Origin of the sequence: Acinetobacter sp. FDAARGOS_558, from assembly GCF_003937785.1 — a bacterium.
Classification (GTDB): Bacteria; Pseudomonadota; Gammaproteobacteria; order Pseudomonadales; family Moraxellaceae; genus Acinetobacter; species Acinetobacter baumannii.
Window position 1 is genome coordinate 2,662,392 of record NZ_RKJH01000001.1, and the last position, 24,354, is coordinate 2,686,745.

The following is a 24,354-nucleotide window of genomic DNA, read 5'->3' on the forward strand; positions in this document are numbered from 1 at the left end:
AGAATATCGCCTTTTGTTTTGCTCTGAACTTATTCATGAATGCTGTCGTTATTGCGATTGCAGTGATGTTCTTATTATCACTGGCGCGCGTTTCTGTCGTACTGACTTTAGTGGTTTCTGCCATTGTGGGCGGCCTCGTAGCGGGTTTAAGCCTTTCTCAAACTGTTGAAGCCTTTAACGCTGGTCTTGGTGATGGTGCTGAGGTTGCACTTGCCTATGCAGTGTTAGGGGCATTTGCTCTGGCACTTTCAAAATCTGGATTACCCGATTTACTTGCCCATAAACTGATTGGTTTATTGGGAATGGAAGCGGGGAAAAGCCGAGAAACTAAAGTGAAATATTTACTCTTAGGTATTTTACTGATCGCAGCTATTTTCTCTCAAAACCTTATTCCAGTTCATATTGCATTTATTCCTGTACTTGTACCGCCATTATTACGAGTCATGAACCATTTAAAACTAGACCGCCGCGCCGCAGCCTGTGTTCTTACGCTAGGCTTAGTTGGGACATATATTTTCTTACCTGTTGGCTTTGGTGCGATTTTCCTTGAACAGATTTTGATGGGAAATATCAACAAGATTGGTGCTGCTTATGGCTTACATGTAGAACGTGGCATGATGCCTATTGGTATGGCAATTCCAGTTTTGGGAATGGTTCTAGGCACCTTGGTTGCGGTATTTATCAGTTACCGTAAGCCACGAATTTATGCTGACCGTTCGATAAGCCCTGTAACTACAATTGATTTAGATAAACCTCTTCGTGCAACTGCACAAGATGAAACAGCAGACTTAAAAGCAGACGCAGAAGAACTTAAACATGAGGCAGAGCAAGGCCCTGTTATTGCTAAAAAAACAATTTTTATGGCTTTACTGGCTATTGGACTCACTTTAGTTGCGCAGCTTTATTCCGGCTCAATGATCTTGGGTGGTTTAGTGGGCTTTGCAGTGCTTTCTACGGCAGGCATTTTTAAATGGCAAGATGCAGATGATGTCTTTGTACAAGGCATGAGAATGATGGCTCTAGTCGGTTTTATTATGATCTCTGCTGCTGGTTTTGCTTCAGTTATGACTCATACCGGAGATATTAACCAGTTGGTTAAAGGTGTGGTAGAAATCATTGGTGATAACCGAGCGCTTGCTGCATTTTTAATGCTTTGTATTGGCCTATTTGTCACGATTGGTATAGGTTCATCTTTCTCAAGTGTTCCTGTATTAGCTGTTATTTATGTACCTTTATGTGTCCAGTTCGGTTTCTCACCATTAGCGACAATTGCGCTTATCGGGACAGCTGCTGCTTTAGGTGATGCTGGATCTCCGGCTTCTGATTCTACCTTAGGACCAACAGCAGGTTTAGGTGTAGATGGGCAACATGACCATATTTGGGATACTGTGATACCAACATTTATTCACTTTAATATTCCGCTATTAATTTTTGGTTGGATTGCAGCCATGGTTTTATAATTTTTATAAAATATTAAATAAAGACCTCCTTAGTTTTTATCTAGAGATAATGATTAAGGAGGTTTTTTTTGTGGTATAAACAAAACATGTATTTAGAATAAACTATATTAAAATACTCGGGATTTAAAGTTTATTAAAAAGGTTGGTTATATAAAATAATTCTGATTAATTAGGTTGGAATAAAAAACCAATTAAAATAGTCGGTTAATATATAATTTTATTTAAAACAGTTATTTAAAAATAAATATAAAAATAATTTTATAATGGGTGTTGCATCAATTTAAAATAAATGTTTATTATAAATATAAATAAGGTTGGAGATATTAAAGTGTTCAAAAAAGCATTAGTTATTGCATTAATGGGGGTGTCTTCATTTACTTTTGCTGGTAATTGGCAAGTAAAATTTGGGGGTAGTGTTATTGCTCCATCGGAAGATACAACAACACCTTTAGGTGTAGTAAAGGCTGATCATGAATATGCATTTACTCCATCAGTAGAATACTTTTTTGGTCAATCTCCATTTTCGGCAGAATTATTATTAGCAACACCTATTAATCACGATGTATTGCTCAATGGCGAAAAAAAAGCGCGTATTAAACAATTACCACCAACAATTACAGCAAAATATCATTTTAAAAACTCGACTCGTTTTACACCGTATATTGGTATCGGGGCAACAGCATTTATTCCTTGGGATGAACAAGGTGTTGCTGTAAAAGTAAAAGAAGATTTTGGTGTCGCTGGCCAAGTTGGTTTTAATTTCCAACCTGCTGATGCTAAAAATTGGGGAGTATTTGTAGATGTGCGTTATGCAGATATTAGTCCAGAGGTAACAATTGATCCTTCAGTAGCTAATTATAAGTTTGATTTAGATATCAACCCGTTTGTTTACACTTTAGGTTATAGCTATAAATTCTAAGCATAATAATAAATAGAAAGAATATAATAATAAACCTAGATTCAGGCACCTCACATAGCTTTTTATGTGAGGTTTTTTATTTCATGGTTCTCACTAAAAAACGCATAAAATAGACAGTTTTATACATATTTTACCGCTCTTTATTTCTAAACTATTTTTTATACATTTTTAAAGGAATAACATGATGAATAGAAAATTTGCCATGGGGCTAGCACTTTTTAGTGGTTTAGCTTTTACGCATAGTTTGCAAGCTGCTAGTTTCTCTTGCAATGCTGCAAAAACAAAGACTGAACTCAGTATTTGTAAGAACCGATCTTTAAATGATGCCGATGTCAAAATGGCAACGACATATCAAATTGTTTTACATGCACTACCAATGGGTGGACGTGATAATCAAAAAGATACACAGCAGCAATGGCTGAAAAAAAGAAATGCTTGTGCAGCTAATGTGAGTTGTATTTCTAAGGCATATCAGCAAAGACAAAAACAACTAGACACTATTTTACAAGATAGGGTCTTAAGCCATGGACCATTTTAATTAGAGTAAAATTTTTTAATATTCAGGATTGAAAAATTCTAGAAGTACTCCATTCATAAAGCATTCGAGAACAAACAGACTTCAAAATTTAAGGAGTGATTTATGAGTGAACAAGCATCACAAAATTATAGTTTCCAAGCGGAAGTAGCACAGCTTTTACATTTAGTGACGCATTCTCTCTATTCAAACCCTGAAATTTTCTTACGTGAACTTATCTCTAATGCATCAGATGCATGTGATAAATTGCGTTTCGAAGGAATTAATCATCCTGAATATTATGAAAATGACCCTAATTTACATGTACGAATCAGCTTAAATAAAGAAGATAAAACTTTAACGATTTCTGATAACGGTATTGGTTTAAGCCAACAAGAAGCTATTGATAACTTGGGTACAATTGCAAAATCAGGTACTAAAGATTTCATGTCAAAATTGACGGGTGACCAGAAAGCGGATGCTCAGTTAATTGGTCAGTTTGGTGTTGGTTTCTACTCAGGTTTTATTGTTGCCGATAAAATTACGGTTGAATCACGCCGCGCAGGTCTAGATGCTTCTGAAGGGGTGCGTTGGATCAGTGGTGGTACAGGTGAGTTTGAAGTTCAGCAAATTGATAAAGCTTCACGCGGTACTGACATTATTCTTCACTTGCGTGATGATGCGCTTGATTATTTAGAGTCTTATAAAGTTAAGCAAATCGTTAATAAATATTCTGACCACATTAGCTTGCCAATTGAAATGCAGAAAGAAGTTTGGCAAGAAGAAGAGGTTGCTGAAGGTGAGGAGCCTAAAGGCGGCCAAATGGTCAAAACAGATGAGTGGGAAGCAATTAACTCGGCAAGTGCCCTATGGACACGTAACAAGAGTGAAGTGACTGAAGAGCAATATGTTGAGTTCTATAAAAACTTAACTCACGATTTTGAAGCTCCGCTTGCATGGGCACATAACCGTGTAGAAGGTAGTACGGAATATACCCAGTTACTTTATATTCCAAGTAAAGCACCTCATGACATTTTTACACGTGAAGCAAAAGCAGGAATTAAGCTGTATGTAAAACGCGTATTTATTATGGATGATGCGGACAATTTAATTCCAAACTATTTACGCTTTGTACAAGGTGTCGTGGACAGCGCTGATTTACCGCTTAATGTCAGCCGTGAGTTGTTGCAAGAAAGCCGTGATGTTAAGACAATCCGTGAAGGTAACGCACGCCGTGTACTCACTTTGCTTGATGGCTTAGCTAAATCTGAAGATGAGAAAGACCAAGAAAAATTTAAGACGTTCTACACTGAGTTTGGCTCAGTTCTTAAAGAAGGTTTGGGTGAGGACTTCGTTAACCGCGAACGTATTTTAAAATTATTACGTTATGCAACTTCCACAAATGATGAAGTAACAACTTCTTTTGCGGACTATAAGGCACGCATGAAAGAAGGCCAAAAAGCTATCTATTATGTGACTGCTGAAAGTTTAGCTGCTGCTAAGAACTCTCCACAGTTGGAGTTGTTTAAGAAAAAAGGCATTGAAGTATTATTAATGGCAGAGCGTGTTGACGAGTGGGCAATGAACTTTGTTCACGAGTTTGACGGTACACCATTGAAGAATGTATCTAAAGGTGCAGTTGATTTAGGTGACTTGCAAGATGCTGAAGAGAAAAAGGCACTTGAGCAAGCGGCTGAACAGTTTAAACCTGTTGTTGAGAAATTAAGTGACTCATTGAAGGCTAAAACCAAAGAAGTCCGTGTAACGACTCGTTTGGTAGATTCTCCAGCATGTTTAGTGACTAGTGAAGGGGAATTGTCTCCTCAACTTATTCGTATGCTCAAACAAGCGGGGCAAGCCGTACCTGAAATCAAGCCAATTTTAGAAATTAACCCTGAGCATCCTTTAGTAAAAAAACTTGAAGGTTCAGAACAATTTGATGATTTGGCGAATGTGATTTTTGATCAGGCGGTGATTGCAGAAGGTGGCTTACCGGAAGATCCGGCAGCTTATGTGAAGCGTATTAATAGCTTATTGCTAAAATAATTTTGCAATAGAAAAAGCCTCTGAATTATCAGGGGCTTTTTTGTGGATAAAGAAAGAGTTATCCACAATTTGATGATTTTTGTCTAAAAATTAGCTTCTAGATTCATTTGGACACTGAGCTGATGCTTGGGGTCATCATCAAGATGGTTAAAGAAATTAAGATCATTTTGCATAAAAATCCAATCTCTCCATATCGGTTGACGCCATGAAATATAAGGTCCCCAACTATTTAGGCGGATATCATTATTGGCATATACACCACCGCTATAAATACCGTAAGTCAGTCGATTATCTTTTACAAATTCAAATTGTTGGAAAGTCCAATTCCCCCAGTTGTAATCTTCTTTTCCACTCTTATTTACATTAAATGTATTGGAAAATAATGTGTTATCTTGCATTTTCTGCGTTAAGTTCAGCGTCGTTTCAGTGTAATTCCGGCTAGTCGAACCATATCGGAAAATTTGTTCAGTATCTAGACTAATGTTATGTCGTAAATTCCATTTTTTCTTGGCAAGAAATTGTACATAAACATCACTTTCCGAGTTTGAGCCTAGATCAAGATCATTTTCAAATGGCATCCAGGTTGAAATGGTATTCCAACTTGCTGTGAGCGGATTATTTTCTGAAACATGAGGAGTTGAAGCTTTCTTCTTGATCTTGCCAAAGGTTTTATAAGGATGTTTATGTTGGGCTGCGCGATTCCACAACGTATCATTTCCAAATACAGCCATCAGGTCCTGAATAAGTGCGGTATCTGAACTATGATCTGTTTCTACTTCGCATGGTGAATGTAAAAAAGATACAGACTGACTTTTTGTTTTGAGAGTAACCACAGACGAATACAGGGTTCGCCTTGTAGAGCGTGAGTGTTTCAAAGAAGTAGGAAAAAGCTGTATATGAGGAATTAAAACCAGCATACCTAAGCTATAAATGCAAAGTAAGGCAGTAGATCTGTATTCAAATGAAAAAGAAGAGAATTGATTCATTTTTCTGAAGATCAGGAATCAAAAATTAGCTCGTTATTGTAAGAAGAAAAACTTAAATTTTTATTTAAAAGTATTTTATTATTCATCACCTTGGATGGGGAACCCAAGGTGATCTTTAAGCTTAGAAAAGGGCTTCTAATCGTAAGAATGTGCTCACATAATGGTTGCGATCTTCACGATGGTCATTAAAGTAATTGAGGTCGCCTTGTACAAAGAACCATTCACGTAAAACAGGCTGACGCCATGATACAAATGGTCCCCAACTGTTTAAACGTAAATCGTTGTCATTGTAGTAGCCACCTGTATAAATGCCATAGTTAAAACGGTTATTTGCAAAGAAGCTATGTTCTCGGAAAAGACGGTTTTCCCATGTTAAATCGTCATCTTGATCATCGGCATAAGTTAAGCTGAACTGGTTTGATAAGATTGGCTGATTTGGACGAGCATGAGTGAGTTCAAGATTAGTACGTAAGTAGTTTTCACTATCTATGCCATAACGATAAATTTGTTCTGCATAAAATTTAAAATCATTACGGAGTTGCCAGTCTCTCGATGCTTTTAAGCGGACATAAATATCATCGCCAGAACGGATACCTAAGTCAGCGTCTGTTTCAAAAGGTAGCTTTTTCGAGAAATTTGACCAACGTAATGCGATTGAGCTGTTGTCATCTCGAGTTCGTTTACCATCTAACTTTTTATTTGGATCTTGATTTGGGTTTTGATTGATATTGGCTGGGCTATTATTAAATTCGTCATCTAAAGAGTCATCACCAAATACCACACTTAAACGCTTCTCTAGAGTAGGTAATTTAATCTTACCGCGAATTCTGGGCTTGATTTCATAATTATCATATTCATTCCAATAGTTATCGATCATGACCCGAATGGTGGCTGACGCGGGTTTTTGTGGGTCAACTTCACCAAACCAATTATCAATTTTTCCAGATGTACGATCGGCCCAATTACGGATTTTCTTTTGTTTACGGTCAAACCAAGTCTGATCTTCGGTTTGCTCGGTTGGTGGAACAATCGGTTCGTTGGACTGCTCCGGGAAAATCGTTGGGGTTGCATCAATCCATCTTGGAATTTGGTCTAAAAGATTTTCATCTTTATTTTCTTCAGTTTGTGCTCCAGATGACAAACCGTTTACTTGTTGGGTTGAGGAAGAATTTACTTCTGCATGAGCCATACATACTGAACCAAATCCTAAGGTCAAAAGGGCAAAAAGCTGCCGATATGTAATGATGTGAAATGTTTTCATATCTATCTTTATGTTTTGTTGTTATTGTCACTTTTGTAGATTTTTCTAATAAAATCAAGAGGACGACACAAAACTTAAGTAAATTTAACTTTTCTTACATATTTGAAATTAATTAAAAAGTTTAAGCTATTAGCGATAATTTTTAAGCAAAAAAAATCCCCCAAACTAGGGGGAGTTTTTGATCAAGGAAACTTAAAATTCCGATCATTAAACACATAAAAAACAGAACATTACAGCGCGAATATTCTAAGCCGCAATCATAAACCGATTTTAAACAATTGAATAGTTCTTTTTTTAGAACGCTCTATTGCTAAAATGGTGATAAAACATACGACTCGTTCACACTTTATCGTTAAGCCTATTTATTTTGTGGAATATCGCATGTTTCATCATTACAAACAGCTGCGTCATCTTGCTCGATATTTTCAGCATTTGCCTTGAGTTGTGCTTGTTCTAGTACTTGTAAAAACACTTCACGAGGTTGTGCTCCTGCAAGTGCGATTCTTTGGTCAAATACAAAGAAAGGTACGCCAGTTACATTGAGTTGCTCATGTGCAATTTTTTCATCATGACGAACAAAGTCAGCCAACTCATTTGTATCGAGTACATATTCAACTTCGGCATTATCAAGGCCAATACGAGAAGCAATTTCTTCTACAACTTCGCGTTCGCCAATAGCTAAACCTTCAGTCATATAAGCATGGAAAAAGGCTTCTTTTGCTTCGTTTCCTAAACCTTTACTTTGTGCAAGGTGGATAATACGGTGTGCATTAAAGCTATTGCCTGAGTTGGCTTTTTGCCATTGGAAGTCAATACCTTCAGAAGCAGCCATGGCCGCAATGTTGCGTTCCATTTCTTCCATCTCTTCATAGGTACGGCCATATTTTTTAGCCAAACGCTCAGTATTTGAAGTGTCATGTTTTGCGGGAGCATCAGGATCTAGTTCGAAACTATGCCAGTGAATATCAAGCTCGATACCTGCCTCGGCAGCGACATGTTCAAGGCGTTTTTTGCCGATATAGCAGAAAGGGCATACTACATCAGACCAGACATCAACACGCATGGGAGAATCTCATAAATATAATTTACCCATCATAATAGGGGTGATGTACACGGATTTAAAGCATTGAATAGAGAATAGAGTGTTGCGTATTGTGAAATAAATGGCATATAAAGAGCTATAAGCTCTATTTTATAACTATAAAGAGCAAAACTATAAGAATGGAAATAGGAGGTGTGTATGCGCCGAGTTTTGATTGCAATTGCAAGTCTGGTTGTTATTACGAGTATTGTTTTTTTTACCTATCAACATATAAAACAGCAGCAAGCCAAAGATAGCAGTCAAATGTTTGATGTGGTAATGACTGAAAAAATGAATCAGCTTTATGATCAGGCCCAAGACTGGACTAAACCTGTACAACTTGATATTCACGATAAACGGCTGGCAGGACACTACAAACAAGTCTCAGAGTTTCTTTTGAGTTATTGGGTCCAAAATGTAAATGCACGTAATGAATATTTAAGAGAATTAAAAGCGGCGAAATGGGATACGTTCTTAAATGTTGACCGTTTAGATCATGATAAAAAACAAAAATATGCTGAAACCGAAAAAATGTTAGCCGATGTTCGCAGAGCTTCAGATAAGTATCAATCCGAATATGAAAAAATTCATAAAACCTTCTTGTCAAAAATTCAGGAACTGTCTGTTGATAAAGAGATGAGACAAATCCTCGAAATAAAATTAGGAGCTCAGCAAAAAGCCGATCAGGACCATGCAATTTTTATGATTGAGCTACAAATTTTAGATAAAGCAGAAGAAATGTTTAAGCTTTTAAAAACTTATCCATGGCAAAAGAAAGATCAGATGATACTTTTCCATGAAAATGCTCAGGTCAAAAAGTTTAATACACTGTATCAAGACGTTTTAAAACTTAATGCAAAAATTGAAAAAATTAAGAAAAAGAATGTAGCTGCCTTAGAAGGGGAGTTAAAAGAATAGCGACAGGAGGAGCATCACTTTTTAAATATTGGTGCTCTCAGCTTTTCCTTTTGCCAAGAAAGATTGTAATAAACTTTGAGAAGTTTGCAGTTTGTTTAACTGATCGGACACATGCTTAAGTTCTGTTTGCAGTTTTTCTTGAACCACTGGACACAGCGTAAATACCCGTTCATCTAAATCAAAACATGGCAATAAAACATGAATGTCTTTCAGGTTCATACCTGCGTCATTTAATATTTTAATTTTCTTAATATTTTCAATATCTTTTTGCGTATAACTTCGATAATTATTACTCGCTCGATGAGGCTGTATAAGCCCTAAATTTTCATAATACCGCAGCATACGTGGGCTTACTTTTGTGAGCTCGGAAACTTTAGCTAAGTTCATAAAATAGGGTTGACCTTAACAGTGGTGTCATAGTTTAGCATGTTTTTATATTTCAAAATGGTACTTGTTCCATGATTAGAAAACTCATTTTATTGGTGATATTCGGATTAATGTCATTTGTTACAAATGCCAAAAACCTTGAATTTCAGGAGAAGAACATGCGTCAAATATTTGTACTTCACGGTTACTCAGCTTCTATTAACGATCATTGGTTTTTGGACCTAAAACACCAAATAGAAGATGAAAATACAACTGTTACTTTAATACCATTTCCAGATTCTGAGCATCCGGACGTCGATGCTTGGCAGAAAGTCTTAGATGATCAGATTCCTGCAGTTAATGAAAATACTTATTTTGTTGCCCATAGTTTAGGGGTAATTACCTTGCTACACTTTTTACAAAGACATGATTATCAAAATATTGGAGGAATGATTTTAGTATCTGGATTCTCTGGACCAATTTCAGACTCTTCACCTCTTAGCCCTTATATAACAAAGAGTAAAGTCGACACCAACTATTTCCGTGACATAAAGAAAAAGCTGGTTTATTTGTCTGATAATGATGATTTGGTTCCACCACAACTAACGATTCAATTGGCTAAGGATATTGATGCGCCTTATATTACCGTTCCTAATGGTGGGCACTTTTTAGGTCGGGAAGGTTATACGGAATTTCCGCAATTAGTCGATTCTTTAAAAGAAATGTTAGAAAGTGAATAAAACTTATAAGATAAATCCCACCCTATAAATGGTTATATTTAATTTATAGGGTGATTCTATATATTCAGTTTTCTATGGATAAAAATCCCTGACTATTACATTAAAAATTTTAATTATATTTACCGTTTATCTGAGCATTACTGAATCAAAAATGACTTTGTTGTAGCCTATTTATAGAACATTTTATTTAGTCATCATTTTGAGTTCGCGTAGGGTGACTGATTTTGGGAGCAAGTTATGAACTTTCTAAAACAATCAGCCTTCATTGCTGTATTTGCTTTTATGGGTTTACCAACTGTTCAAGCAGAAGAAGTGGCTACTTTACCTACAATTCGCGTTATGGCCGAATCTGAGCTACGTGAAGAAGTAGGCTTTGTCCCATTTCAAGAAGATAAAAAAGTGCGTCAGGCTCTACAACATCGTGAGTATAAAACTCATAACGATATACAGAATGCTTTAGTCCCTGAAGGTATGACGACAGTAGACTATCAACCTGTCATGGCACAGCCAGACTTGTCTCAGCTTTCTCCATTTTTACGAGAATATATTCTAGCTGTAGCGGGTGGAATCCAATCTTCTGACCCAACCAATGGTCTTTTTGAAATGTTAAAGCCTCTACAAATTAACCGAAGTAATGTCGATGCTTATCGTGAAGGTACGATGAAAGTAAATTTAGATGATATTTTGAAATTACAGCAGCAAATTCAAGATGGTTTAAAAGGTCGATAAAAAAATCCCCGCACATAGCGGGGATTTTTTTATCTTGGTGTTAATTAAACACGTTCGATCACTGTTGCGATACCTTGACCAAGGCCGATACACATCGTTGCAAGACCGATTTGAGTATCTTGTTGTTCCATTACATTTAACAACGTAGTGGTGATACGAGCACCTGAACAGCCTAGTGGGTGACCTAAAGCAATCGCACCACCATTTAAGTTCACGATGTCTTGTTTGTCATACAGACCTAAGCCTTTAAGAACAGACAAGCCTTGTGCAGCAAATGCTTCATTTAACTCAACAGTCTGGATATCAGCAATTGATAAGCCAGCACGTTTAAGTGCTTTTTGAGTTGCTGGAACTGGACCATAACCCATGATTGCTGCATCACAACCAGCAACCGCCATAGAGCGGATCACGGCACGTGGTTTTAAACCTAATGCTTGTGCACGTTCAGCAGACATAAGCAACATTGCAGAAGCGCCATCAGAAAGAGCAGAAGATGTTGCTGCTGTTACTGAACCACCTTTAGGGTCAAATACAGGTTTTAATGCTTTGAACGCTTCAAGGTTTGCATCTGGACGAATCACTTCATCGATGTCGCAAAGGATTTTAAAGCCATTTGCATCGTGGCCTTCAACACCAATGATTTCATTTTTGAAACGGCCTTCTTGAGTTGCAGCCCAAGCACGACGGTGAGATTCAACACCGAATGCATCTTGTTCTTCACGGGTAATGCCGTTCATGCGACCTAACATTTCAGCAGTTAAGCCCATCATGTTAGATGCTTTAGCGTAGTGTTTAGATGCTTCAGGGTTAAGGTCGATGCCGTGCATCATACCTACGTGGCCCATGTGCTCTACACCACCAATAATGAAGATATCACCTTGGTTTGTTGCAATTTGTGCAGCCGCAGTGTGGATCGCTTGCATAGAAGAACCACAAAGACGGTTAACTGTTTGACCAGCCACAGTTTTAGGCAAGCCAGCCAATAAACCGATGTTACGGCCAATGTTCATACCTTGTTCTAGGGTCTGGTTTACACAGCCCCAAATCAGGTCTTCAACTTCATTTACATCAAACTGGTTACGGGCAACGAGCGCACGTACAAGTTCAGCAGATAAACTGTCGGCACGTACATTACGGAACATACCGTTTTTAGATTTGCCCATGGCAGAACGAACGCCATCAACAATCACAACGTCACGTGGATTTAAAGTAGCCATTCACGTCGCTCCTTAACCGTAGAATTTTTTGTTGTTAGCAGCCATGTCGCGCAACATTTGTGGCGCTTCATAAGCCTTACCTAAGTGCGCATATTTGTCGCAAAGTGCAACGTATTCAGCAACACCTGTTTGGTCGATGTAACGGCATGGACCACCACGGAATGGAGGGAAACCAATACCCATAATCATTGCCATGTCTGCCTCAGATGCAGTCGCTACAATGTTGTCTTCTAAGCAACGAACAGTTTCATTGCAAAGAGCAAGCATCATACGGTCAATAATTTCTTGGTTATCAAATTCGCGTTTTTCGCCAGTTACGAATGGAGCAATTACTTCATACGCTGTTGGATCAACAGTTTTTGCTTTCTTGCCTTTCTTGTCGAGTTCGTATTTGTAGAAACCTACATCATTCTTTTGACCAAGACGCTTCGCTTCGTACATTGCTTCGATCGCGCCTTTGTAGTCTGGCTTCATACGGTCAGGGAAACCTTCAGCCATCACTTCAGCACCATGTACACCTGTATCGATACCTACAACATCGATCAGATAAGCAGGACCCATTGGCCAACCGAACTTAGACATTACATTGTCGATTTGTTGGAAATCTGCGCCGTCTTTTACAAGAAGGTCAAATGCACCGAAGTAAGGGAACAATACACGGTTAACCAAGAATCCTGGGCAGTCATTTACAACGATTGGTGTTTTACCCATTTTTTGAGCAAGAACGACCGTAGTTGCAATTGCTTCTTCAGAAGTTTTCTCACCACGAATAACTTCAACAAGTGGCATCATGTGAACTGGGTTGAAGAAGTGCATACCAACGAAGTTTTCAGGACGTTGTAATGCTTTTGCTAAACGTGTAATTGAAATAGTAGAGGTGTTAGAAGCAATGATCGTGTTTTCACGAACATTTTTCTCAGTTTCAGCAAGTACGATTTCTTTTACTTTTGGATTTTCAGTTACCGCTTCGATCACGATGTCAACTTCTTTAAACTCTTCGTAGCTTAAAGTAGGACGGATGCGAGCAAGTGTTTCACCCATTTGCGCAGGTTTCATTTTCTTGCGTTCAACTTGCTTGGTTAACAAGTTGTTTGCTTCTTTCATACCTAATGCAAGTTGTGGGTTACCAATATCCTTCAGGATGATTGGAGTGCCTTTGCTTGCCGCTTGATAAGCAATACCACCCCCCATGATACCTGCGCCAAGTACAGCAGCTTGGTTTACAGGATGAGCACCTTTTTCATGTTGCTTAGATGCTTTTTTAACAACTTGGTCATTAATGAATAAACCAATTAATGCTTCAGCTTGAGGAGTTACGGCTGCTTTGGCAAAGCCTTCAGCCTCAGCTTTTAACGCTTCATCACGTGCAAGGCTTGCACCAGCTTGTAATGAATCAAGTAATAATTTTGGAGCAGGGTATTGAGCAGGATTTGCTTTCGCAAGTACCGCACCTTTTGCTGTGTTGAACGCCATCATTTGTTCAAGTGGGTTCAATTTTACAGCTTCAAGTTTTTCTTGGCGTTTTGCTTTCCAGTTTAAACGACCAGAAATCGCTTGTTTGACCAGGTCAGTAGCAGCGTCAAGTAATTTGTCCGCAGCAACCACAGCATCTACAGCGCCATCTTTAAGTGCAGCAGCCGGTTTCTTTGGAATAGCCATTGCCATCCATTCAACTGCATTATCAATACCAATAAGACGGCTTAAACGAACACTACCACCGAAACCAGGGTAAATACCGAGTTTGATTTCTGGTAAACCGACTTGTGCAGCTTCTGACATCACGCGATAGTCACAAACTAAACACATTTCAAAACCACCACCCAAAGCCATGCCGTTAATAGCAGCAACTTTTGGAAGGTCTAAATCTTCAAAGCTATTGAAGATTTCGTGAACAGGCATAAGCCAGTCAACAATCGCTTTTTCGCCTTGTGCAAAGTTTTGACCAAATTCGGTAATATCTGCACCAACAATGAATGTAGATTTGCCCGAGGTAACAACTAAGCCTTTAATATCGTTATTAGCTTTTACAGCAGCGATAGCAGCTTTGAAATCTTCAATTGTTGCACGGTTGAATTTATTGACCGACTCACCTTGTAAGTCAAAGCGGAATTCTGCAATTCCGTCCGCAAGCATTTGGACGGTAATGGCATTGCCAGCGTGGATCATGCCTGATCTCCTTAGTTTTGGAGGATTTCTAAGTTGATGTTATGAAGCGTGTGTACAGCTCCGGTACACATTTATGCTTCGCTAATCTTACGATAACTATATCTAAAAAGAACCCGACAAGTTGTATCAAGCCGTGACGCAAGGGTCATCTTATTTTTAATTGAATTCATACCAATTAAATGCATAAAGAAAATCATAGAGATAGCTGCTGAGTAAAGGCTTTTGTTTTAATTTAAGTTTTTATTTATAAAAAGTACAAATCTTTAATTTTTTATATAAAAAATGAGAATTTTATCCTATTCACTTCTTGTCAAAAAGGTCAATTGTTCTGGGGTAATGTCTAAAAAAGTCGACTACAAAGTCACAATTTTCTAATGAATGATCACCACCACAAATTAAGCGCTTTTTTATATTAAGACCCCTTAATTTTCCAAAATACAATGTTTAATTTTTTACATTCGCTTTTTATAAGTCAATTTTGTTAAAATTTGCGCCAATTAAATAAACTTCCGGTTGCTATTACCTTAGAAAATTAAGGTAAGGTTGCCCTAAACTTTGAAAGAGTAGCAATATGATTAAGTGGATCATATTAGCGATTTTTGTGATATCTGCATTGTATATCCAACATCGCGGCAAAGTGCGTCACTCGTTTTATCGTCAATTTTTTGACCATTCAACCTTGCTCGCACCGATTAACTTTTTAATGTACATCTTTTCAAAGGTACCGAATCAACCCTATATCGACACACAGCATTTTAAAGATTTAAAAGTGCTGGATGAAAATTGGGAAATGATTCGAGATGAAGCGAAAGCTTTATATGACCAAGGTGGGATTAAAGCATCAAGTACCTATAACGACTTAGGTTTTAACTCGTTCTTTAAAACAGGATGGAAACGTTTTTACCTCAAGTGGTATGAATCAAGCCATCCTTCTGCTGCTGAGCTTTGCCCAAAAACAACGGCTTTACTCAAAACATTACCAACCATTAAAGCGGCAATGTTTACAGAGCTTGCTCCTGACAGCCGTTTGGTCAGACACCGTGATCCATATGCGGGGTCACTCCGTTATCATTTGGGCTTGATTACTCCGAATGATGACCGTTGTTTCATTGATGTAGATGGTGAAAGATACTCTTGGCGTGATGGTCAAAGTGTCGTGTTTGATGAAACTTATATTCACTATGCTGAAAATAAGACTGATCAAAACCGTATCATCTTCTTTGCCGATGTTGAACGTCCAATGAAAGTAAAATGGATGGAACGTTTCAACCATTGGTTTGGTCGTAATGTGATGACTGCGGCAAGTTCACCGAATGAAACTGGTGACCAAACAGGGGGCTTAAATAAAGCCTTTGGTTATGTTTACCAAATTCGTATTAAAGCTAAAGCTTTAAAAGCTAAAAACCGTAAATTGTATTACTTGTTGAAGTGGTTCCTCATGCTTGGAATTTTCTTCCTGATTTTTGTTCGACCATATGTATTTTAATAAAAGCGCCCTTAAGGGCGTTTTTATTTTAAATAATGATATTCATCATGCATCATTTATTGCGTATTGAATGATCTTAAATATAACGTCTTGATTACTTAAAGAGTCATCTAAGTCTTCTATTAACTCTTTGATAATAAATACTTCAAGAAAATAGCTGTAGCACGTATCCTTGATAAAAACTTCCATCTTTTCATCGTTTGATAGAGCAATTGCTTTGGATGTAATATCCCAAGGTTGTTCAGCATAGATGGTGTGTTCATCAGAAATATGTTCAATATTTGATATCATTTCTTGTAAGGGCATGGGATATTTCAATGGAATTTAACCTGCTAGTCTAATTACACAAAACTTTTATAAAGATTCGTGATGTTAATGATTAAGTTTTAATATTGAAGTTTTTTAGATTAATTTAACATGAAAATTTTAGTTCTCTTTCCTAAAAGAAAAAATAAAAAAGATTATAAAATAATTTAGAAAAAAGATAATAGTAGTGGTTTATCTTATTTAATTATATGGTTTTCTTAGTCTAAGATTAAAATTTTATAAAATAGTTCTTAATAAAAAAATAGTGCTTTTTATCTGAGTATTTAATTTTAGATTGATAAAAAGAGAAAATTATTGATAATTCAGATTACATTATATTAATAATTTGAATCGAGGAATAAAATGAAAAAAATACTACTTTCATGTTTATGTATATTAAGCCTTTCAGCATGTGATGATGAGACAGAGGAACAAAGTGAGCAACTTGTTGGTTTTTCTGCGAGTCAAGTCGCTGGAATTCCAATGCTTGAGAAGAATAATTATAAGATTTTAGATAATAAAATCTATATTAGCTATCCTGATGGGCGTCCATTAGGCTATGAGCTTAGTCGACATTATTTCACTGATCGGGGTGTGACCTTGGAACCCATTAAAACAACAGATGGGACATGGTATTTGTTGGGTACACAAGTTCAATTTTCAGATAAAGTCTTAAACTATCAACCTGCCAATTTAGTGAAAGACGATAATTTATTTTTAAATCAAGATTTAATTAAAATTGATATTTCAGGTCAGCCTGTAACTAAATATTTAGGGCAATGGATTTTTGAATCATTACCTCTTAGTCAACAGGTGTTTTTTGAAGATTATTACAATGCATTATTACAGCAAAATGTAGTGAATTTTCCTAAAGGCTCAACTTGTTGGATGATTAATAAGGTCTACAGCAATAAAGACTATATAGAATTTTCTAGTGATGGCACTTCACCTTTATATATTGATTCAAATCGTACCGCTCCAGTAACGGGGACGTGGCAAGGTATTACGTGGTCACGTGATGAGGCTTCATTAGCAATGAAATTTACAATAGATAATACTGATTATTCAGGACAGTATCATCATCAATCCGGTGCTGATGAATATGTCCCACCTTATACTGGTAAATATTGTGACTTTGTTAGTGAAATTGCTGCGGATACTATGATTAAAACTTGGAAAGGGAAACCTTAAGTTCAGTAATTGAATTTCATTTGTAATGTATATTTATACAAATATTAAAGCGCCCGAAAGGGCGTTTTTTTATAGACACTAAAAACGACAAATTAATTTTGTGACTCATTTCACAGTGCTGGCAATTTGTTACAACTATTAAAAGTCAACAGATAATTTTGATTCTACAATAGCGCGGTTTTTTCGAAGACTTGGTTAGCGGAAGTAGGTTTTACAATGGCTCATGCTCATCACGCAGCTCATGCATATGTTCACCATATCAAAGTGAGAAAAGAAGAAAGTTCTCAAGGTGACTTAAAAACGAAAGCGATGTTAAGCAAAGCTTCTTCGGGAAATAAAAAACTTCATCGACCGGCTTCTAAACGACATAAATCGGAAGATCAAAATATTGATCTACATAAGTTCTCAAGTAAGCTTGAAAGTATGTCTGCAAAGCACAGTAAAGAAAAATGTGCCAAGAATATTCGCATTGCCTTACAAGCTGCGGGTGCAGATGTATCAAAGCATCCTATAGCTGCATCTGACTGGGGGCACACCTTAGAAAAGAATGGTTATAAGAAAATCAAGCCGGCATTTAATCGTCCTCAAGAAGGGGATATTTATATTATCGAACGGACCAGTGGTCATACTTACGGGCATATTGCGGGCTATACGGGTAATGGCTGGTTCTCTGATTTCCGTCAAAAAACCTATGCGGTCTATAAAGAAAAAGATGTGAAATATAGTTACTATCGCCTCGATTCTTAAGGAAGTACGACACACTTTGTCGGGCTAGTTTCCTATCCCTTTTCAAATTTAGTTTCTGGTACAGTAAAGCACTTGAAAAGTAAGGATGAAAACATCACATTAGGTATTCAGTATTAAGCCATGTATGCCAATAGTGAATCAAAACGCTCGTCCCCATATTGAAAAAATTTTAGCTAATCTGACCCAACTTCCAGGCGTTTATAAGATGCTAGGGAAAGAGGGGGAGTTGTTATATGTTGGTAAAGCTAAAAATCTAAAAAATCGGGTGTCGAGTTATTTTGTTAAAACCATTGAGCACCCGAAAACTCAAGCTTTAGTTGCTCGAATTTATGATATTGAAACGCTAGTTACGCGTTCAGAAACCGAAGCGCTGCTTTTAGAACAAAATCTCATTAAACAGCATCGTCCGCCTTATAACATTATGCTGCGTGACGATAAGTCATATGTCTATATCTTTGTATCGGCAGATAAACCTTATCCGCGAATTGCCAGTGGACGTGGCAAAGGTAAGCACCAAATCGGTAAATTTTTTGGCCCTTATCCAAGTGCTTATAGTGCCAGAGATACCTTACTTGTTTTACAAAAACTTTTTAATGTTCGCCAATGTGAAAATAGTTATTTCTCACAGCGTAAGCGGCCGTGTTTGCAATATCAAATCAAGCGTTGTTCGGCCCCTTGTGTAGGCTTGGTTTCACCAGAAGATTACAAAGAAGACGTGAATAACAGTATTCGTTTCTTACAAGGTGACACCAAAGAATTAAACCAGGAACTGATTGCGAAAATGGAACAGGCAGCGGCAGATCTTGAATTTGAAAAAGCGGTTTTTTATCGAGATCGGTTGTCTTTACTTCGCGAAGTACAAGCACAGCAAGCCGTTTTCAAAGTGAAAGGTGAGGCTGATATTTTGGCAATTGCCTATCAGGCTGGTGTGACATGTGTGCAGATTATGCATGTACGTAACGGTCGTATGTTAGGAGGTAAAAGCTATTTCCCTGACATGTTAGGCGATGACCTTGGACAAATGCTAAGTGACTTCATGGCAAACTTTTACTTTCAGGTTGCCGATGAAGTACCAAGCGAATTGATTGTGAATACTGCCTTACCTGACCGTAAAGAGCTGGAAGAAGCTTTAGCACAGCAGTTTGGAAAGAAAGTCCAGATTAAGAGCAGTGTACGAGAAACACGTGCTGAATGGTTAGAACTTGCCGAAATGAATGTTCAACATGCGATTAAAGGGCAGTTGAGTAACCACTTAGAACTCAATGAGCGTTTCCACCAGCTTGAGCAGGTAGTTGGCCGTCCAATTGATCGGATTGAATGTTTTGATATTAGTCATACCATGGGCGAAGCACCGATCGCATCATGCGTAGTGTTTGACCAAGGTGGAGCACGTAAACGGGACTATCGCCAATTTGCCATTCAAGATATTACTGCGGGTGACGATTATGCAGCAATGCGCCAAGCTTTAACGCGTCGCTATAAAAAGGCAATGTTGCCAGATCTGCTTTTAATTGATGGTGGTAAAGGCCAGCTCCATATGGCCATGGAAGTAATGCAAGAGCTTGGGTTAGAAGCTTTTATGGTAGGTGTATCAAAAGGTGAAGGCCGTAAACCGGGGCTTGAAACGCTTCATTTTACCGATGGCACAAAAATTCAGTTACCTGAAGATAGTAAGGCGCTACATTTGATTCAACAGGTACGTGATGAAGCTCACCGTTTTGCCATTACTAAACACCGCGCTAAACGTGATAAACGCCGTAGCACCTCAGTTTTAGAAGCAATTCCGGGCTTAGGACCTAAACGCCGCCGAGATTTATTAACACATTTTGGTGGTATCCAAGGTGTGTTAAAAGCATCTGAAAAAGAACTGACAGTCGTGCCGGGCTTAGGTGAAGTGATGGCAAGAACGATTTATAAAATTTTGCATGAGTAGTCATGTCTTGAGAAGATGAGTGACAAAAGCGCTCGTAAATTAATAGCTGAATGATCATTCACATATTGGTCAAAATAATGAAAGATATTTCTTAATCATGCGCATGATTTAGGGATATGAATGTCATTACTGCAACTATGGGAAGATGTAAAGCAAAATGAATGGATTGATATACCCGCAGGATGGTTACAGGGCCGCACCGTTTTTGGTGGTCTTGTTGCTGGGTTATTAATGCAAAAGGCATGCTCCTATATTCAAGATTCAAATAAAAGATTATTAAGTTGTAGTGTTACTTTTGTAGGCCCTGTACAACAAGGCGCTGCCCGATTGACTATTGAAGTTTTAAGAGAAGGAAAGTCAGTCACTACGCTTGAAGCACGTTTATGGCAAGATGATGCAGTACAAACGATTTTGGTTGCAAGTTTTGGGGCTTCTCGTGCATCGAGTATTGAGGTAAAGCAAGAGCCAGTCGTCCCTGCTTATGTACCACCTGAAAATTTATCAGTCATTCCTTTTGCGAAACATATGCCTGAATGCTTTCAGCATTTTGAAGTCTGTTGGGCTGAGGGGAATTATCCGGTAACGGGAAGTAAACAACCCGACTTTGGTGGCTGGTCAAGGTTCTCACCAGAGCAGCATGCGAATCGTCAAATGACATTATCTGATTTGATTGTTCTTATGGATATTTGGCCACCGGGTGTTTTGCCTATGTTTAAGCAAGTTGCACCTGCAAGTTCTTTATCATGGCATATTACTTATGTTCATCCAGTTCGGCACCAGTTGTGTGACTGGTTTAAATATAAAGTAACTACTGAATATGCAGCTGAGGGGTACTCCACAGAATATGCATATCTTTGGGATCAAAATGATCATTTAATTGCAATCTTGCGGCAAACTGTTACGGTATTTACCTAAGTAATCTACTTTCTCGATTCACATATTTCGTATAAAGTGGCTGTTACAGATAGATACAATATTGAAGTATGTGTCTTTGTCTGTTAAAAGATGCGTGAAGACTAAATTGGCGGTGTTTATGACCACAGGGCGAATCCTGAATATCCCAAATATCCTAACTTTGGCGCGTATTGCGCTTATTCCTGTATTTTTGGTGATTGCATATTGGCCGCCTGCAATAGGTATTGGTGAGCACGTAGGAAGTATGACACGTCATATTATCTTGACGGCTATTTTCGTGCTGGCTGCCGTAACCGACTGGTTTGATGGCTATTTAGCACGAACTTTAAACCAGACTTCAGCATTTGGCCGTTTCCTAGACCCGGTTGCAGATAAACTTATGGTTGCAGCTGCACTTATTGTTTTAGTGCAGTGGAAACCGACAATTGCGATGGCTTTCGCTGCAATTGTTATTATTTCACGGGAAATTACTGTGTCTGCTTTACGTGAGTGGATGGCAGAACTTGGCGCGCGGACCAGTGTAGCCGTATCAACAGTCGGTAAATATAAAACTGCATTTCAAATGATTGCGATTAGTGTATTCCTGTTGAATTGGCAGCCTTTAGAAGTATTGGCCTATGCTTTGTTATATACCGCCGTTATTTTGACTTTATGGTCAATGTTTATTTATTTAAAAGCTGCATGGCCATACCTAAAGCAGCCATAAAATTAAAAAGATTTTCAAAAGCCTTTCCTTGCGAAAGGCTTTTTTATTGGAAAGTGCAAGAATCGGGTCGTCATGGTGTCTTGGCTACTTTAAAGTAAGATTGAGTACTAAGGAGGTGACAGATGCAAATGCTTTCTTCTCGGCAATTTGCTGCGATTGCCACAATTATTGAATATTTATATGAACATCTAGACCAGCAACCAAGCTTAGAAGATGTCGCTACATATATGAATTTAAGCCCGAGTTATATCCAGCGGCAGTTCCAAGAATGGGTAGGCATTAGCCCTAAGAAGTTTGTGCAATATATGAGTTTGCAGCAAGCAAAATATTATTTAATGCAGCAACGTAGCTTATTAGATACTGCTTTAAATACTGGACTGTCGGGTACGGGTCGTTTACATGATTTGTTTATTCAGCTTGAAGGGATGACCCCTGGTGAATACAAGCAGCAAGGTGATGGCGTTGAACTGAATTATTCAGTTGAAACGAGTCCATTTGGTGACTTATTGGTAGTAAGTAGTGATAAAGGGATTTGTTCTGTTCGCTTTGTTGATCACAGTAAGAACATACAAGAAATCGTTAAACAGTATTTTCCGAAAGCTCAATTAAAAAATCACTCTCCGATTTGGCATCAACAGATTGCACAGTGGTTTAGACAAGATTTCTCAGAACATTTACAGCAGAAATTACCGCTTAATCTTGCAGGAACACCATTTCAGCTACAAGTATGGGAGGCACTGCTTACTATTCCCGAAGGACAGTTACGAACCTATCAAGATATTGCTGAGCAAATTGGAAAACCTAAGGCAGTCAGAGCAGTGGCTACAGCAATTGGCCAAAATCCGATTGCGTATTTAATTCCATGTCATCGGGTCATTCGCGCAACAGGAATGGTCGGTGAGTACCATTGGCAAAAAGGGCGTAAACTGGCATTGTTAGCTTGGGAGATGGCTAAGCAGCAAGGGAAGATTGCATGACACTAGATTTATTTTCTCCAGAACCTTGTTCAAACTTATTGCCTTATGATGGTGAGGTTCAGGATTATGGATGTATTTTAACTACCGAAGAAGCTGAACAATATTTTCATTATTTGTACCACCATTTGGCGTGGCGACATGATGAAGCGAAGCTATATGGCAAGCACTTTATAACACCTCGTAAAGTTGCTTGGTATGGAGATGAGCATTATCGATATAAATATTCTGGTGTCTTTCGTGATTCTTTACCGTGGGACAAAGCACTTGCTCAGCTAAAACAGCAAGTAGAGCAGATCCTTTCAGAAAAATTTAATTCTTGCTTGGCAAATCTTTATGAAGACGGAACTCAAGGAATGGCTTGGCATAGTGATTCGGATGTGTCTTTAGCTAGAACCACTACAATTGCCTCTTTAAGTTTTGGAGCAACGCGGAAATTCTCTTTTAGGCATATTCAAACCAAAGAAAAAGTTGAGATGTGGTTACAACCGGGTCAACTTATTGTGATGCGTGGTGAGACTCAACAATATTGGCAACACCGTTTAAATCGTTCAACCAAGATTTTACAACCACGCATTAATCTGACTTTTCGTCAGTTCAAATTTTCATAAGTTTTTTCTAAAAATTGGGCAAGAAAAAAGCCCATGATGGCAACATGAGCTTATTCCTCTGAGGGAGAGCCTACTATTGATGAGCTGCTGATGAAAAGAATCATCAATAGGTGCTAAAATCATAATATGAGAATATTTGGATATTTTCAATGCTTCAAAGTGTAAGAAAACTTTAAATTATCAAAAATATTATTTTAGATCTCGCCCTTTTCTGAAAGTTCCATAAAGCGCTGCTCAATCAATGCCGCGTTTTCTTGCAAAATTTCAATCAACTTTTCAATATTTAAAAAATCAAAGCGGTTCTTTGATGCGACTAACGTTAAAGCCAAAGGAACTTCTTTACTCGAAAAACGAACGGGTACAGCAAGCCCTGAAACATTCGGGTCAATCTCACCTTGCGAGAAATAGAAGCCTTGTTTTTTTATTTTACGCATACGTTGAATAAAGCTAGGTTCGTCTACAGCAAAACCTGATTCAGACAGCTCATGTTGAAAACGTTCATAGTAGTCATGCATGCGTTGTTTGCTTAAATGTGAAACCATCGTTTTTGGTGAGGCCCCAACATAAATTGGGCGTGGGCAGCCTCGACCATATGAAAGTAATTCAGTATCTTTAAAAATCTCATGATGAATATCAATGCAGTAGTCATCATTTAAATAGGTGAGTAAACAGCAAAGTTCAGTACGCTCTACAATATTTCGCATAAATGGCGTGCTGATTTGGACCAATGGATCGGTTGTTCTAGATACATAGTCAAGAACTGCTATTTTTGAGCCTAAAGTGTAATCGCCAGAAGTACCATTAATACGTTTTAATAAGTCGGCTGATACGAGTTCTTTCAGATAACGGTAGCTGGTCGGTTTAGACAAGCCAAGTTCTTCGCAAATAATATCGACATTAATCACTGGTCGTGAAACGGAAAATAAATCCAGTACGGTTAAAATTTTGCCAAAACTTGAAATTGCCATGATGTCTTATTCGTATCCTTAATAAACGGGTCACACTTGAGTTCTTATAACAGAAAAATTGAAGCTTTGTCTCAATTCCAAGATAACTGCCTGATTTAAATATTTTACGCTCAG

Annotated in this window: 23 protein-coding genes; 15 read left to right on the forward strand and 8 right to left on the reverse strand. The window is 37.9% G+C overall.

The genetic code is table 11. The features are described 5' to 3' along the window. Positions 1-35 precede the first annotated feature (35 nt). The 4 genes from EGT34_RS12815 (at position 36) to htpG (ending at position 4,939) form a co-directional block, all read left to right on the forward strand. Positions 36-1,460 (forward strand): Na+/H+ antiporter family protein, encoded by a 1,425-nt coding sequence (locus tag EGT34_RS12815; RefSeq protein ID WP_000994938.1) that lies wholly within the window; start codon positions 36-38, stop codon positions 1,458-1,460. Positions 1,461-1,788: 328 nt separating this feature from the next. After that, positions 1,789-2,379, forward strand: coding sequence for an OmpW/AlkL family protein (locus EGT34_RS12820; protein WP_000472952.1), 591 nt, complete (start codon positions 1,789-1,791; stop codon positions 2,377-2,379). A gap of 184 nt (positions 2,380-2,563) precedes the next feature. Then, a complete protein-coding gene (locus EGT34_RS12825; RefSeq protein WP_001080202.1) occupies positions 2,564-2,917 on the forward strand; it encodes a lysozyme inhibitor LprI family protein in 354 nt (117 codons plus the stop codon). 102 nt (positions 2,918-3,019) lie between these two features. Beyond that, positions 3,020-4,939, forward strand: a complete 1,920-nt coding sequence (gene htpG, locus EGT34_RS12830) for a molecular chaperone HtpG (protein ID WP_001294945.1) — start codon at positions 3,020-3,022, stop codon at positions 4,937-4,939. An 83-nt stretch (positions 4,940-5,022) separates the two neighbouring features. Here htpG and EGT34_RS12835 read toward each other — a convergent pair whose 3' ends face one another. The 3 genes from EGT34_RS12835 to EGT34_RS12845 all read right to left on the reverse strand — a co-directional run bounded on the left by EGT34_RS12835 (position 5,023) and on the right by EGT34_RS12845 (position 8,249). Continuing rightward, on the reverse strand, positions 5,023-5,925 hold the full coding sequence (locus tag EGT34_RS12835; RefSeq protein ID WP_024437447.1) for a hypothetical protein: 903 nt from the start codon (positions 5,923-5,925) through the stop codon (positions 5,023-5,025). 121 nt (positions 5,926-6,046) lie between these two features. Then, entirely contained in the window at positions 6,047-7,186 is a 1,140-nt protein-coding gene (locus EGT34_RS12840; RefSeq protein ID WP_000846679.1) for a hypothetical protein, read from the reverse strand. A gap of 358 nt (positions 7,187-7,544) precedes the next feature. Beyond that, positions 7,545-8,249 carry a DsbA family oxidoreductase gene (locus EGT34_RS12845; RefSeq protein ID WP_001261850.1) on the reverse strand — a complete coding sequence of 235 codons (705 nt, stop codon included), beginning with the start codon at positions 8,247-8,249 and terminating at the stop codon, positions 7,545-7,547. 177 nt (positions 8,250-8,426) lie between these two features. On the opposite strand from EGT34_RS12845, the gene EGT34_RS12850 reads away from it, so the two are divergent. Continuing rightward, entirely contained in the window at positions 8,427-9,185 is a 759-nt protein-coding gene (locus EGT34_RS12850) for a hypothetical protein (RefSeq protein WP_001255248.1), read from the forward strand. Positions 9,186-9,206: 21 nt separating this feature from the next. On the opposite strand, the gene EGT34_RS12855 is transcribed toward EGT34_RS12850, so the two are convergent. Then, positions 9,207-9,572 carry a MerR family transcriptional regulator gene (locus EGT34_RS12855; protein WP_001046657.1) on the reverse strand — a complete coding sequence of 122 codons (366 nt, stop codon included), beginning with the start codon at positions 9,570-9,572 and terminating at the stop codon, positions 9,207-9,209. Between the two features lie 71 nt (positions 9,573-9,643). On the opposite strand from EGT34_RS12855, the gene EGT34_RS12860 reads away from it, so the two are divergent. Together EGT34_RS12860 and EGT34_RS12865 are read left to right on the forward strand one after the other, a co-directional pair. Beyond that, positions 9,644-10,291, forward strand: a complete 648-nt coding sequence (locus EGT34_RS12860) for an RBBP9/YdeN family alpha/beta hydrolase (RefSeq protein WP_073392676.1) — start codon at positions 9,644-9,646, stop codon at positions 10,289-10,291. 237 nt (positions 10,292-10,528) lie between these two features. Then, on the forward strand, positions 10,529-11,020 hold the full coding sequence (locus EGT34_RS12865) for a hypothetical protein (protein ID WP_001010132.1): 492 nt from the start codon (positions 10,529-10,531) through the stop codon (positions 11,018-11,020). A gap of 44 nt (positions 11,021-11,064) precedes the next feature. On the opposite strand, the gene fadA is transcribed toward EGT34_RS12865, so the two are convergent. Next, positions 11,065-12,237 carry an acetyl-CoA C-acyltransferase FadA gene (gene fadA / locus EGT34_RS12870; RefSeq protein WP_000212712.1) on the reverse strand — a complete coding sequence of 391 codons (1,173 nt, stop codon included), beginning with the start codon at positions 12,235-12,237 and terminating at the stop codon, positions 11,065-11,067. A gap of 12 nt (positions 12,238-12,249) precedes the next feature. Next, positions 12,250-14,403: a fatty acid oxidation complex subunit alpha FadB gene (gene fadB / locus EGT34_RS12875; protein WP_024437446.1), complete on the reverse strand. Its 2,154-nt coding sequence runs from the start codon at positions 14,401-14,403 to the stop codon at positions 12,250-12,252. Between the two features lie 571 nt (positions 14,404-14,974). Between fadB and lpxO the strand changes: the two genes are divergently transcribed. Then, positions 14,975-15,889 (forward strand): lipid A hydroxylase LpxO, encoded by a 915-nt coding sequence (gene lpxO, locus EGT34_RS12880; protein ID WP_000598900.1) that lies wholly within the window; start codon positions 14,975-14,977, stop codon positions 15,887-15,889. Positions 15,890-15,934: 45 nt separating this feature from the next. On the opposite strand, the gene EGT34_RS12885 is transcribed toward lpxO, so the two are convergent. Then, a complete protein-coding gene (locus EGT34_RS12885) occupies positions 15,935-16,195 on the reverse strand; it encodes a hypothetical protein (protein WP_001130903.1) in 261 nt (86 codons plus the stop codon). A 363-nt stretch (positions 16,196-16,558) separates the two neighbouring features. Between EGT34_RS12885 and EGT34_RS12890 the strand changes: the two genes are divergently transcribed. The 7 genes from EGT34_RS12890 to EGT34_RS12920 all read left to right on the forward strand — a co-directional run bounded on the left by EGT34_RS12890 (position 16,559) and on the right by EGT34_RS12920 (position 23,272). After that, complete coding sequence (locus EGT34_RS12890) at positions 16,559-17,386, forward strand: hypothetical protein (protein ID WP_000722375.1); 828 nt, start codon at positions 16,559-16,561, stop codon at positions 17,384-17,386. Positions 17,387-17,602: 216 nt separating this feature from the next. Then, positions 17,603-18,133, forward strand: a complete 531-nt coding sequence (locus EGT34_RS12895) for a CHAP domain-containing protein (RefSeq protein ID WP_000929591.1) — start codon at positions 17,603-17,605, stop codon at positions 18,131-18,133. Positions 18,134-18,266: 133 nt separating this feature from the next. After that, a complete protein-coding gene (gene uvrC, locus EGT34_RS12900) occupies positions 18,267-20,066 on the forward strand; it encodes an excinuclease ABC subunit UvrC (RefSeq protein ID WP_012300759.1) in 1,800 nt (599 codons plus the stop codon). 120 nt (positions 20,067-20,186) lie between these two features. Then, entirely contained in the window at positions 20,187-20,981 is a 795-nt protein-coding gene (locus EGT34_RS12905; RefSeq protein ID WP_000055162.1) for a thioesterase family protein, read from the forward strand. 118 nt (positions 20,982-21,099) lie between these two features. Further along, positions 21,100-21,687 (forward strand): CDP-diacylglycerol--glycerol-3-phosphate 3-phosphatidyltransferase, encoded by a 588-nt coding sequence (gene pgsA / locus EGT34_RS12910; RefSeq protein WP_000206941.1) that lies wholly within the window; start codon positions 21,100-21,102, stop codon positions 21,685-21,687. 122 nt (positions 21,688-21,809) lie between these two features. Further along, entirely contained in the window at positions 21,810-22,664 is an 855-nt protein-coding gene (locus tag EGT34_RS12915; protein ID WP_001178158.1) for a methylated-DNA--[protein]-cysteine S-methyltransferase, read from the forward strand. After that, positions 22,661-23,272 (forward strand): alpha-ketoglutarate-dependent dioxygenase AlkB family protein, encoded by a 612-nt coding sequence (locus EGT34_RS12920; RefSeq protein WP_000171260.1) that lies wholly within the window; start codon positions 22,661-22,663, stop codon positions 23,270-23,272. Before EGT34_RS12915 ends, EGT34_RS12920 begins: the two co-directional genes overlap by 4 nt. Before the next feature lie 194 nt (positions 23,273-23,466). Here the strand turns inward: EGT34_RS12920 and EGT34_RS12925 are convergent, their stop codons facing one another. Continuing rightward, complete coding sequence (locus EGT34_RS12925; protein WP_001018361.1) at positions 23,467-24,240, reverse strand: IclR family transcriptional regulator; 774 nt, start codon at positions 24,238-24,240, stop codon at positions 23,467-23,469. Between the last annotated feature and the right edge of the window lie 114 nt (positions 24,241-24,354).